The following is an 11917-nucleotide window of genomic DNA, read 5'->3' as shown; positions in this document are numbered from 1 at the left end:
GATGAGGTCGTGGGCCTTGTCGCGGGGCAGTCCGAGCAGGATGCCCGCGTCGGTCATGGCCTCGACCAGGAAGTAGAAGTACGCGGGCCCGGAGCCGGAGAGGGCGGTGGCGGCGTCCTGCTGGGACTCGGGGACGCGGAGGGTCTTGCCGACGCCGTTGAAGATCTCCTCCGCGTGGGCCAGGTGCTCCTCGGTGGCGTGGCTGCCCGCGGAGATGACGGACATGGCCTCGTCCACCAGGGCCGGGGTGTTGGTCATGACGCGGACGACCGGGGTGCCGGGGGCGAGCCGTTCCTCGAAGAACGCGGTCGGGACGCCGGCCGCGCCGGAGATGACCAGCCGGTCGGCGGGCAGGTGCGGGGCCAGCTCGGCGAGGAGGGTGCCCATGTCCTGGGGCTTGACGGTGAGGATGAGGGTGTCGGCGGACTTGGCCGCCTCGGCGTTGCTGACCGCCTCGACGCCGTGGCGCTCGCGCAGCTCGGCGGCGCGCTCCGGTCGGCGGGCCGTGACCAGTAGCCGGGCCGGGGACCAGCCGCCGCGGATCATGCCGCTGAGCAGTGCCTCGCCGATCTTTCCCGTGCCGAGCACGGCGACCTTCTGCGCCATGGTGCGCTCACCTCATCCAGTGCGGTCCGGTCTCCCGTGTGACGCGGAGTCCGGTGCGGTACGGAGCCGGGCGGAGGGGTTGGCTCCGCCGGCGGCGTTCGTCGGCATCCTCGCATCGGGGCGGCGCCGATGTGGTGGGTGTCCGGGTGGCGGTACGGGTGGTGGGGTGGCGGGCGCCGGCTCGGTCGGGCGCGGGGGCGCGCCCCCGCCTGCGGGCCGCTGCCGGCGGGAGCCGGGGCACGCGGGGAGGGCGGGGGCGCGCGGAGGTGAGGGCGGGGAGGTGCGGGCGCGGGTTTACGCGCCTTCCTGTGCCGCCTCGCGCGGGCGCGCCGCGGGCGGGGGCGGGGTGCGCGGCGAGGCGGCGCGGCTCAGGGCGCCCGGCCACCAGACCTTCGGGCCGATGTCCAGGGCCAGGGCGGGGACCAGGACGGTGCGGACGAGGAAGGTGTCGAGGAGGACGCCGACGCCGACCAGCACGCCGAGCTGGGCCATGGTGACCAGCGGCAGCACCGCGAAGACCGCGAAGGTGGCCGCGAGCACGATGCCCGCCGAGGTGATCACGCCGCCGGTGCCGGTGAGGCCGGCGAGGACGCCGCGGGCGTGGCCGAGGCGCTCGGTCTCCTCCCGTACCCGGGTCATCAGGAAGATGTTGTAGTCGATGCCGAGCGCGACGAGGAAGACGAAGCCCATCAGCGGGGTCGACCAGTCCATCGCGGCGAAGTCCAGGACGTGCTCGAAGAGCAGGTGGGACGTGCCGAGGGCGGCGAAGTACGAGACGACCACGGTGGCCAGGAGCAGCAGCGGGGCGACCAGCGAGCGCAGCAGCCAGATCAGTACGGCGAGGACGACGAGCAGCACGATCGGGATGACGGTGGTCAGGTCGCGGTCGGCGGCGCGCTCGGTGTCGATGGCCTGTGCGGTGGTGCCGCCGACCAGCGCGTCGGCGCCGTCGACGGCGTGCACGGCGTCGCGCAGCGCGTCGACGGTGTCCTTGGCGGCGTCGCTGTCCGGGGCGTCCTTGAGGACGACGGGGAAGGTGGCGAGTTCGTGGCCGCCGGTGCGTACGGAGTCCTGCGGCTCGCCCACCGATGCGACGCCGGGCACCTTCGCCGCCACGGCCCTGACCTGGGCGAGTCGGTCGCCGTCGGCGCGGGTGACGACGTCGGCGGGGTCGGAGGCGCCGGAGGGGTAGTGCGCGGAGACGCGTTCCTGGGCGATGACCGAGTCGGGCTTGTCCTGGAACATCTCCGCCTGGCTCAGGCCCATGGTGATGCCGAGCGCGCTCAGCGCGAGGGCGCCGGTGAGGCCGAGCGAGGCGAGCCAGGCCCAGCGCGGGCGGCGGGCGACGGCGGCGCCGATCGCGGCCCAGGGGGTGCGCCCGGTGCGCGCGGCGGTGCCGTGGCGCGGGATGAACGGCCAGAACACCCAGCGGCCCGCGATCACCAGCAGCGCGGGCAGCACCGTGATCATCGCGACGAAGGCGCAGCCGACGCCGACCGCGCCGACCAGGCCGAGCGAGCGGGATGAGTTGATGTCGGAGAAGGCCAGGCAGGCCAGGCCGATGGCGATGGTGCCGGCCGAGGCGAGGATGGCGGGCCCGCAGCGGCGCAGGGCGATGGCCATGGCCTGGTGCCGGTCGGCGTGTTGGTGGAGTTCCTCGCGGTAGCGGGCGATGAGCAGCAGGGCGTAGTCCGTGCCGACGCCGAAGACGAGCACCATGAGCATGCCGCCGCTCTGCCCGTCGACCGGGAGCCCGGCGTGCCGGGCTAGCAGGTACGTGGTGACCTGCGTGAGCACGGCGCCGAAGCCGACGGCGAGCAGCGGGAACAGCCACAGGATGGGGCTGCGGTAGGTGATCAGCAGCAGTACCGCGACCACCGCGCCGGTGATGATCATGAGGGTGGAGTCGAGGGAGTTGAAGACCTCGACGGTGTCGGTGAGGGAGGCGGCCGGGCCGCCGACCTCGGTGGTGAGCCCCGGGGGCGCGTCGGCGTCGGCGATCTCGCGTACCGCGTCGACGTCGTCGGTCAGGCCGTCGGCCCCGGAGAGGGGGACGGTGGTGATCAGGGCCTGGCCGTCGGCGGAGGGCTCGGCCTGGGCGACCCGCTGGCCGTCGGCGGCGAACTCGGCGAACCGCGCGCGGTCCGCGGCGACCTTGGCGCGGTCGGCCGCGGTGAGGCCGCCGTCGCGGGTGTAGACGGCGACGGCGGCGGTCAGCTCGTCGGCCCGGAACTTCTCCAACTCGGTGTTGACCTGGGCCGATTCGGCGCCGCTCGGCAGGAAGGCGTTCGGGCCGTTCTCCTCGACGTCGCCGAGCTTGCCGGCCAGGGGCCCGAGGGCGACCGCGAGGATCAGCCAGGCCACCAGGACGACCCATTTCGAGCGGCGTCCGCCGGGGAGGACGGGGAGCCGCTTGCTCCACGCGGGCATGGGTGATCTCCTTCGGAGTGGGAGTGAGTTGTGCGAGGGGCTCGCGGAACGTCGCTCCGTGTGGGCGTGTGGCCGGGAGTGCAGTCCCGGCCACACGTCGTGTCGGGCACGGAGCGGATACGGCGCGCGGGCGCGGAGTGCGGGGCACGGGGCGCGACGTGCAGGTCGCGGTCCCGGATCGCGGCGCGCGGGTCAGAAATCGTGGTGTGCGGCGTGCGGTCTGCGGTTGCTGGTGACGGCGGGGTGCCTGGGCGCGCGGGGCCGTTCGGGCGCGCGTGACCGGCACCCGGGCGGGCGGCGGCCGGGCGAATGACGGTGGAGCGAACGGAATTTGAGTGGGCCGGTCGTTCAGTGGCCGGTCGTTGAGCGGCCGGCGGCTGGGCTGGCGGTGCCCGGGCGAGGCGGGTCGGGTGTCCCGGGCGGGCCGGGTGGCGTTCGGGCCGCGCGGCCGGGTGGGTCGGAGGCCGCGGGGCCGGGGCGTACGGGCTGTGGCGCCGGCGCCGGGGCGTACGGCCGTGGGTGCGGGAGGGTGTGAGGGCGGGCGGTGCGGCCCGCGGGGGCGTTACTCGATCTCGCGCATCATCTTCTCCATCGCGGCGAGCGACGTACGGGCCTGGCTCAACTCGTCCAGGGTGCGACGGTGCAGCTCCGTGTTGTCCTCCAGCAACTGGGCGTACTTGCCCGCCAGTTGCCTGTACTGCTCCTCGCGCGCGGCAAGCATGCGGGCCCGCCAGGTGGCGGCGATCTGCCAGACGATCACGATGAGCAGCAGGAAGACACCGCCCGCGCCCACCGCTCCCACCCAGGCTTCGGACGCGTCGTCCGCGGCGAGTGTCACCATCTCCTCGTTCACTGCGCTTCTCTCTTTCACGGATTGACGGACCGCTTGGCGCGCGCGGCGTCCGCGGGGTCGGGTCGGTCGGCGTCGTCGGGCTGCCCGGCGTCGGGTCGTACGGAATCGGGTCGTACGGGATCGGGTGGCGCGGTCCCGGGCCTCTCCGCGGTGGGCGGGTCGGGCTCGGGGGTGCGGCGGCGCCGGCCTCGGGGGGTGGCCTCCGGTGCCGGCTCCGCCGCCGCGCCCGCCGCGTCCGCCTCGGTGAGCGAGGCCGCCGCTGCCGCGATGGCCTCGGGGGTCAGGCGGTAGACGAACGGCGCGACCTCGAAGAACTTCATCGCCTTGCCGTCCTCCGACAGTTCCAGCGAGCCGACCACCAGTCCGGCGGCCTCCAGCCGCTGAAGGTGCATGTGCAGCAGCGGGCGGCTGATGCCGAGGTCCCGGGCCAGCCGGCTGACGTAGTTACGGCCGCCGGTGAGCGCCTGGATGATCCGCATGCGGTGCGGATTGCCGAGCGCGCCGAGGATCTTCAGCAGTTCGTCTCCGGTCGGGACTGGGGCCGAGCCCATCTCGAACCTCTCTTGCTGTGTGGTGTTCTTACACTGACACCCCGGCCAAACACCTGTCAAAGGAAACTGACACATGTCGGGGTGACCTAGGGACATCTGGGGGTCGTCTCAGGGTTTCCCCCGATGGTCCAGCCTCCCGCGCCCGCGCCGCGCCCCACTCGCCGCCCGCCCGGACCCGCGCGCGCCCGCCCGGACCCGCGCGCGACGGCCCGCGCCCGCGTCCACGCCCGCCGCCCGTCACTCGCCGCCGCCCGTCCGTCCGCGTCCGCGCCCGCCGGCATGACCTGGCAGGTAATCGACGGGGCGGCGGCCGGCCGGCAGGCTCTGCCGTATGACGACGAAGACGAACACCGCGAACCGCGCCGGGAACACCGACACCACTCCCGCCCCCGCCACGACCACCGCGACCACCCCCGCCCCGGCCGTCGACCCCGCCTCGGCCGTCGCAATGGCAGCGGAGACGGAGCGGACGCGGGCCGTCGTGGCGGAGTACCTGCGCCGGGTGGCCGACCCCGAGCAGGGGCCGGAGGAGATCGCCGCCATGTACGCGGAGGAGGTGGAATGGCAGATCGCCCCGAACCCGGCCGTGCCGTGGATCCGGCCGCGCTCCACGCGCGCCGACGTCGTCGGGCACTGGGTGGAGTTGGCGGAGCACACGGTGCCGGAGGCGGGCGGCGCGACGATCGACGCCTTCCTGGTCGACGGCGCGGACGCGGTCCTCACCGGGCACCTGCACGGCACGGTGCGGGCCACCGGGAAGACGTTCCACTCGCCGTTCGCGCTGCGGCTGACCGTCGCCAACGGGGAGATCGTCCGGCACCACATCTACGAGGACAGCCTGGGCATCGCCGCCGCGTGCACCCCGGACCAGGCCGAGCCGACCGCGTGACGGCACCGCCGCGACCCGCGGCGCGACCGACAGCGCGACAGCGCCGCGCACCCTGGGGGCGGCGCCAGCGCGCTCAGCGGCGCTTGCGCTTCCTGGCGCGCGCCGCGGGGTTTCCCGTACGGGTGGCGCGCAGCCGCTCGTGCCGGATCTTGGCCGCCTCGTACTCGGCCCGGTACCGCTTCTCGCGCGGGGCCTCGACCAGGCTGCGGCAGAAGTAGGCGAGCAGGACGCCGACGAAGCCGATGAGCTTGATGCTGCGCATCGACTTCTCGCTGGCCGCCTCGTCGCCGCGCTCGGCCCGGTCCCGCCGGCCGCCGCGCCGGCCCTCGCCCGAGCCCAACTCCTCCATCGTGCGGCCGAAGGCGAGCGCGCTACAGATCGCGAGGGCCACGATCACCATGAGGTTGACCAGGCCCCCGGCGTCCGAGATGGCCACCCCCTGGTACGCGAAGACCAGCAGGAACGTGCCCACGGCCGCGGCCAGCAGGGTGCCGAGCGAGAAGCCGACGCGGCGCAGCGCGTACCCGCCGTCGTGGTGCACCCAGGTGGTGCCGAAGAACCAGATCGAGTCCGGCTCGGGCCCCGCGTCGGCGCCCGCCGCGGCCTTCGCGTCGGGGGCTTCGGCGCCCGTGCCGGGCTGCTGCTCATCGCTCATACCGTCGATTATCGCCGGTTGACGGGTTCGGTCACTCAGTGGCCTCGCGCGACGTCTAGGCTTTTTGCTCAAACGCGCGTGCGAGGAGGTGGGGCGGTGTCGCTGGGCGTCGGTGATCCGGAGGTGGTCGGGGAGTACCGGCTCCTCGACCGCCTCGGCTCCGGCGGCATGGGCGTCGTCTACCTGGCCCGCGCCGCCTCCGGGCGGCAGGTCGCCGTCAAGGTGGTGCACTCCCAGTTCGCCGAGGACGAGGAGTTCCGCGACCGGTTCCGGCAGGAGGTCGCGGCGGCGCGGCGGGTGAGCGGCGCGTACACCGTGCCGGTGGTGGACGCCGACCCGGACGCCGAGCGGCCCTGGATGGCGACGCTGTACGTGCCGGGCCGCACCCTCGCCGAGGAGCTGGCCGAGCGCGGACCGCTGAGCGCGGCGAGGCTGCGGCGGCTCGCGCTCGGCCTCGCGGGGGCGCTGGGCGACATCCACCGGGTGGGCGTGGTGCACCGCGACCTCAAGCCGGCCAACGTGCTGATGGCCAAGGACGGGCCGCGCGTCATCGACTTCGGCGTCTCGCGCGCGGCCGACGGCCAGGCGCTGACGGTGACCGGGCGGGTGCTCGGCACGCCGCCGTTCATGTCGCCCGAGCAGTTGAACCGGCCGCGCGAGGTGACGGCGGCCTCCGACGTGTTCTCGCTCGGCACGCTGCTGGCGTTCGCGGCGACGGGATACGGGCCGTTCGACGCGGACAGCCCGTACCTGACGGCGTACCGCGTGGTGCACGAGCCGCCCGCGCTGGCCGAACTCGCGCAGCCGCTGCGCGACGTGGTGGCGCGCTGCCTGGCCAAGGACCCGGCGCGGCGGCCCGAACTCCCGGAGCTGGTCGAGGCGTTCACGGGGCTGCCCACCCGGGGCCCGGTACGTGTCGCCGCGCGCGGCGCGGCGGCGGGCGGTGCGCCAGCGGGCGGTGCGCCGGGTCGGGCGGCGGGGGGCGCGGTGGGCGCTGTGGCGGCGGGCAGCGCGGCGGCGCGCGCCGGCGGGGCGGTCGGAGCGGCGGCCGGGGCGGGCCGGGCCCGGCGTGACGGGGCGGCGGCTGGCCCGGCGGGTAGCTCGACGGGTGGCTTGGCGAGTGGTGCGGCGGCGGGTGGCGCCGGCGGGCGCGCCGGCGCACTGTTGCGTTGGCCTCGGGGGCGCTGGCCGCGGCGGGTCCTCGGGTCCCTCGCGTCGCTGACGGCGCTCGGCCTCGGCTGCGGGGCGTTCCTGCTGTTCGGGCCCGACGACGGCGTGCGCACCAGCGGCCCGGTGGGCCGCGGGGTGCGGGCGGCGGCGCTGCCGGACGGCTGGCGGCCGTGGGAGGTGGCGCTGCACCCGAGCGGGGTCACGCCGAAGGCCGGCCCGGCCGGCACCGCCGGGCTCGGCGAGGTCTTCGACCCGCAGTGCGTCGCGCGCGAGACCCGGCTGTTCTGCGGCGGCATGGGCTTCCCCACGGTCCGGCTCGACGCCCGCTCGGGGCGGCTCGACTGGCGCACCGACGCGCTGAGCGACCCGGAGGAGATGGCGAGCGGCAGCCAGCCGATCGGCGTGCGCGGCGGGCTGGTCTTCGTCCACGACTCGCCCAGTGAGGGGCGGACGCGACTGGTCGCGCTCGACGCGGAGAGCGGCGATGAGGTGTGGTCGCGGCAGGTGAGCGACTCGGCCGAGGCGGCGATCGCCGGCGATCTGGTGCTCAGCAGCGCCCCGGGGGACGGCGCCATCACCGCCCGCCACGCGGCCACCGGCGAGGTGCGCTGGTCCTACCCCGTACCGCCCGGGCAGGAGTGCTCGCCGGCCGGGCACGCGGGCCTGCCGTACGCGCTGTGCTGGGCGGACGACGGGGAGAGCGACACGACGTTGGTGCGCCGGCTGGACCGGGTGAGCGGGGCGGCCACCGACCTCGCCCATCTGCGCAACGTGGACGAACCGCTCGGCACCGACGGTGGCGACCTGCTGTTCCTGCGGTACCAGGACCGCGACGGCGCCCCGTACCAGAGCCTGGTGCGCCTCGACGCGGTCACCGGGAAGCGGCGCGAGGTGCGGATGCCGCGGCTGGCGCTCGGGCACGGCTCGCTCGCCGGCGGGCGGCTGTTCTTCGTGCAGAGCAGCGGCCGGGTCACGGCGGTCGACCCGCGCAGCGGCCGGACGCTGTGGAGCAGCCTGTCCGACGTGGAGCGGCTGGGCCTCCCGTCGGTGTCGACCCGCGAGCACACCGTCTACCTGTGCAACGGCAGCGGTCGCGTCCTCGCCCTCGACCTGCGCGACGGCGGCGAGCGCTGGCAGACCGGGCCGCGCAGCGCCGACAGCGGCCTCGGCATGTCGATGGAGACCAGCGCGGTGTTGCGGGTCGACGGGGCGCTGGTGGCCTCGGCGTCGGACGGCACGCTGTTCTCGGTCGACCCGAACTCCCCGGACCCGGGCCGGTAGCGCGCCCTCGTGACGCGGGCGCGGCCCCCGGGCCCGGCCCCCGGGCCCGGCCTGTGCCGCGCACGGTGAGGCGCCCGCGCCCGGCGACGGCGAGGCGCCCGCCACCGCGTGCGAGCGGTGACGGGCGCCTGGCCGGTGTTCGCGGTACGGCGGCCCACCCGGGCCGGACCGTCTGATCCGTCTGCCTGGTCTGTCCGTCTGGTCCGCTTGGTCCGTCGGTCCCTGGGTCAGCCGCAGGACGGTGCGACGTACCCGTCGCTGCCGGTGCGCACGTACGCGTCCGAGATGTACTCGCCCGGCGCGATGCTGTCCCAGATGCTCGACGTGCCGTACGGGCCCTTGACGGACTGGCCTCGGCGCTGGCAGCGGATGCGGACCCGCGCGTTGTAGGCCAGCACCCGCACCACCGGGCTGGTCGTGGTCGGGCCGCTGCGGACGTTGACCCGGTAGCCGGGCGCGACCGGGTACGTGGCCTCGCCGGCCGCGATGACCCCGCCGGCCGCGCCACCGCTGCCGACGGCCGCCCCCGCGGCGGCCGTTGCCACCCCCGCGACCTCGCGCGGCAACGCGTTGTTCTCTTCCGTGGCCATATGGCCCCTCCCCCGTTGAGCGATTTGTACTGAGACATGCTGAGACATGCGCAGGTTAGCTTGCCTCAACTGCCTCGTACGCGCTATCGACTAAGCTCCGTGAGCCGCATGTGCGGACGAATTCACGGGGGTGGGGGAATGCCGCCGCTGCGTAGCGCGGGGACAGGCCCGGAAGCGGAAGGTCCGCAATATGCGGGGCAGTACCGGCTGGAGGCACGACTGGGCTCCGGCGGCATGGGCGTGGTCCATCTGGCCAGGTCACCGTCCGGAATGCGGCTTGCCGTAAAGGTCGTACACGCAGAATTCGCCGCCGATCCGGAGTTTCGGGCGCGCTTTCGTCAGGAGGTCATGGCGGCACGCCTTGTGAGCGGCGCTTTTACGGCTCCCGTGGTGGACGCCGACCCTTATGCCGAACGGCCGTGGATGGCCACGCTGTACATTCCCGGGCCCACCCTCGCCGAGCACGTGAAGCGGAATGGGCCGCTGGCCCCGGACGAGGTGCGCCGCCTCGCGGCCGGGCTCGCCGAGGCGCTGCGCGACATCCACCGGGCCGGCGTGGTCCACCGCGACCTGAAGCCCAGCAACGTGCTGTTGGCCGCCGACGGGCCACGGGTGATCGACTTCGGCATCTCGCGGCCGTCCGACAGCGATCTGCGCACCGAGACGGGCAAGTTGATCGGCACGCCGCCGTTCATGGCGCCGGAGCAGTTCCAGCGCCCGCGCGAAGTGGGGCCGGCGGCCGACGTGTTCACCCTCGGCTCGGTGCTGGTGCACGCGGCGACCGGGCGCGGCCCGTTCAGCTCGGAGAGCCCGTACATCGTGGCCTACCAGGTCGTGCACGACGAGGCCGATCTGGACGGGGTCTCCGCCGACCTGCTTCCGCTGATCCGCAGTTGCCTGGCCAAGAACCCGGCGGACCGGCCGACGCCCGACGGGCTGATGTCGGCGCTGCGCGCGGGCGGGCACGGTCCGTTCGTCCCGCTGTCCACGCCCAGGGCGCAGCCGCCGGGGGCGGCGCGGGTGCCCTTCCAGCGGGCGCCCAGCTCGCTGGAGCGCGACATCGCGGCGGCGGGCGCGGACGCGTTGCGGCTCGCCGCCGGGGCCGAGGGCGGGGGCGGGGGCGTCGAGGTCGACGCCGCCCGCCCGGGGTCGGCCCCGGACGCGAGCGGGGGTGGCGCGGAGCCGGACACGCACATCAGGGCCACCTCGCCCGGCGCGGGCGGGCGCGCCCACCCCGACGAGGCCGGTGGCCCCGAGGACACCGATGAGGGTGAGCACGCCGCAGGCCCCCTGTTCATCGACGCGTGGCCGGTGGCCGGCGGGTCGGAGGCCGTGGGCTCGGGGAACGTGGGGTCGGAAGCCGACGGCTCCGAGGCGGGCGTACGGGAAGGCGAGCGCGCGGGCGCGGCGTGGGGCGGCGAACGCGCGACCCCCGGCGGCGCCCACGCGGCGCGCCGCCCCGGCGTCCTCGGCAGGCTCGCCCGCACCGGCCGCCCGACGCGGTGGGTGGCCGCGGCGGTGGCGCTGCTCGTGGTGCTCGGCGCGGGCACGGTGTGGACGCTGCGCCAGGTCGACGACTTCGGCTCGACCCCCGACCCCGACCGGCGGGCCGCCGCGGGCACCACCTGGCGGCCGTGGCGGATCGCGCTGCGCGACGCGGCCGGGCTGCCGGCGCCACGGGGCGACGGCGCGCGGATGTCGTACTGCGCCTACGGCAAGGGCGCGCTGTTCTGCGCGCAGCAGGGCATCGCCGCGGCCCGGGTCGAACTCGGCCGCGGCCGGGTCACCTGGACCACGGACGGCACCCCCGCCGACGCGTCGGGCGAGCCGAGCCGTACGGACGACGCCACCCTCAAGGACGCCGCCCCCGACGCCGACGCCGCCGACGCCTCCGACGCCACCGGCCCGGGCTCTGACGGAGCCCAGGAGGGCGTGCTGTCGGCGCCGGTGTTCGCGGCGGGCCTGGTGCAGACGCTCTCCCCGGACGGCACCCGGCTGACGGCTCGCGACCCGGCGAGCAAGCGGCAGCGGTGGACGCGCGAGGTGTCCGCGTACGGCGGCCGGGTCTACCGCGCGGGCGACTCGGTGCTCCTGGTGGCCGGCGACGGCATGGTCACCTCCATCGACGCGGCCACCAACCGCCAGCGCTGGAGCCACCGCGTGACCGGCCACGAACTGCCGGTCTTCACCGCGTTCGGCGCCGGCGGACGCGGGGTGGCGTACGCGGTCAGCACCGCCCCGGACGGCGCGCGCACGCGGGTCAGCGCGGTCGATCCGGTCACCGGGGACGTGCGCTGGACCCGCACCCTGACCGGCAACCTCAGGCCGGTCGGCGAGGGCGCGAACGGCGTCGTGCGGTTCGCGGCCAGCGACATCGAGTCGCGCACCACGGCGGTCGTGCGCTACGACCCGGCGCGCCGCGACGAGCGACGGGTGCCGCTGTCGGCCCCGCTGCACGCGGCGAGCGTCGTCGCCAGCGACGAGGTGGTCTACCTGCTCGGTTACGACGGCGGGTTGGTCGCCGTCGACACCCGCCCGGGCGCGCCGAAGGCGCAGCCGTGGCGGCTTGAGACCTCCGTGAGCAACGCGTCGCCGCTGGTCGCCGCCGGCGACCGGCTCTACTTCTCGGCGGCCGACGGCCGCCTGTTCGCGGTGGACGGCGTACGCGGCGAACTCCTCGGCCAGACGCCACCTCGTCCCGGCCCCGCCAAGAGCGGCTACCTGGACCGCATGCCCGCGCCGATCGCCGCGGAGGGCAGGGTGTTCGCGGCGGCCCCGGACGGCTCGGTCTTCGCGGTGGACGATCGGGTTCCGTCCCGGTGGTGAGGGCGCGGGGCCTCTCGGCCCAGCGCCCGGTCACCGGTTGAGCCGGGTCAGCGCGCGGCCACCGGT

Annotated in this window: 8 protein-coding genes and 1 pseudogene (1 of these 9 running past the window's edge); 3 read left to right on the top strand and 6 right to left on the bottom strand. The window is 75.5% G+C overall.

Translation table 11 applies throughout. The features are described from left to right. The 4 genes and pseudogenes from proC to AC3CHW_RS19150 all read right to left on the bottom strand — a co-directional run. Window positions 1-606, bottom strand: the 5' portion of a protein-coding gene (gene proC / locus AC3CHW_RS19165) for a pyrroline-5-carboxylate reductase (protein ID WP_398612300.1). The gene continues 201 nt to the left of window position 1, outside the view; only the first 606 of its 807 coding nucleotides appear in the window; the start codon lies at window positions 604-606; its stop codon lies off the left edge, out of view. A 294-nt stretch (window positions 607-900) separates the two neighbouring features. Beyond that, the gene (locus AC3CHW_RS19160; protein ID WP_488467257.1) at window positions 901-3036 is read right to left on the bottom strand and encodes an MMPL family transporter; all 2136 of its coding nucleotides are present in this window, start codon (window positions 3034-3036) and stop codon (window positions 901-903) included. A gap of 562 nt (window positions 3037-3598) precedes the next feature. Next, window positions 3599-3889: a hypothetical protein gene (locus AC3CHW_RS19155; RefSeq protein WP_176162441.1), complete on the bottom strand. Its 291-nt coding sequence runs from the start codon at window positions 3887-3889 to the stop codon at window positions 3599-3601. A 233-nt stretch (window positions 3890-4122) separates the two neighbouring features. Then, window positions 4123-4440: pseudogene (locus AC3CHW_RS19150) on the bottom strand (ArsR/SmtB family transcription factor); the annotation flags it as partial. 448 nt (window positions 4441-4888) lie between these two features. Here AC3CHW_RS19150 and AC3CHW_RS19145 point away from each other — a divergent pair. Beyond that, window positions 4889-5329: a nuclear transport factor 2 family protein gene (locus AC3CHW_RS19145; RefSeq protein WP_459251065.1), complete on the top strand. Its 441-nt coding sequence runs from the start codon at window positions 4889-4891 to the stop codon at window positions 5327-5329. A 73-nt stretch (window positions 5330-5402) separates the two neighbouring features. Here the strand turns inward: AC3CHW_RS19145 and AC3CHW_RS19140 are convergent, their stop codons facing one another. Beyond that, a complete protein-coding gene (locus tag AC3CHW_RS19140; protein ID WP_398612303.1) occupies window positions 5403-5984 on the bottom strand; it encodes a hypothetical protein in 582 nt (193 codons plus the stop codon). A 96-nt stretch (window positions 5985-6080) separates the two neighbouring features. Here AC3CHW_RS19140 and AC3CHW_RS19135 point away from each other — a divergent pair, with 96 nt between their 5' ends. Beyond that, on the top strand, window positions 6081-8435 hold the full coding sequence (locus tag AC3CHW_RS19135) for a protein kinase domain-containing protein (protein ID WP_488467256.1): 2355 nt from the start codon (window positions 6081-6083) through the stop codon (window positions 8433-8435). A 227-nt stretch (window positions 8436-8662) separates the two neighbouring features. Here AC3CHW_RS19135 and AC3CHW_RS19130 read toward each other — a convergent pair whose 3' ends face one another. After that, the gene (locus AC3CHW_RS19130; protein WP_488467255.1) at window positions 8663-9025 is read right to left on the bottom strand and encodes an SH3 domain-containing protein; all 363 of its coding nucleotides are present in this window, start codon (window positions 9023-9025) and stop codon (window positions 8663-8665) included. Window positions 9026-9133: 108 nt separating this feature from the next. On the opposite strand from AC3CHW_RS19130, the gene AC3CHW_RS19125 reads away from it, so the two are divergent. Then, window positions 9134-11851 carry a protein kinase domain-containing protein gene (locus tag AC3CHW_RS19125; RefSeq protein WP_488471102.1) on the top strand — a complete coding sequence of 906 codons (2718 nt, stop codon included), beginning with the start codon at window positions 9134-9136 and terminating at the stop codon, window positions 11849-11851. Window positions 11852-11917 lie beyond the last annotated feature (66 nt).

The sequence above is a fragment of the Streptomyces sp. MGP-BFMKR1 genome (assembly GCF_057766585.1).
This window is presented reverse-complemented; position numbering and strand designations above follow the sequence as displayed.

Bases quoted from the DNA above. Each gene is read 5' to 3' on its own strand.
- AC3CHW_RS19160 (WP_488467257.1), bottom strand. From the start codon at position 3,036: ATGCCCGCGTGGAGCAAGCGGCTCCCCGTCCTCCCCGGCGGACGCCGC.
- AC3CHW_RS19145 (WP_459251065.1), top strand. From the start codon at position 4,889: ATGGCAGCGGAGACGGAGCGGACGCGGGCCGTCGTGGCGGAGTACCTG.
- AC3CHW_RS19140 (WP_398612303.1), bottom strand. From the start codon at position 5,984: ATGAGCGATGAGCAGCAGCCCGGCACGGGCGCCGAAGCCCCCGACGCG.
- AC3CHW_RS19130 (WP_488467255.1), bottom strand. From the start codon at position 9,025: ATGGCCACGGAAGAGAACAACGCGTTGCCGCGCGAGGTCGCGGGGGTG.
- AC3CHW_RS19125 (WP_488471102.1), top strand. From the start codon at position 9,134: ATGTGCGGACGAATTCACGGGGGTGGGGGAATGCCGCCGCTGCGTAGC.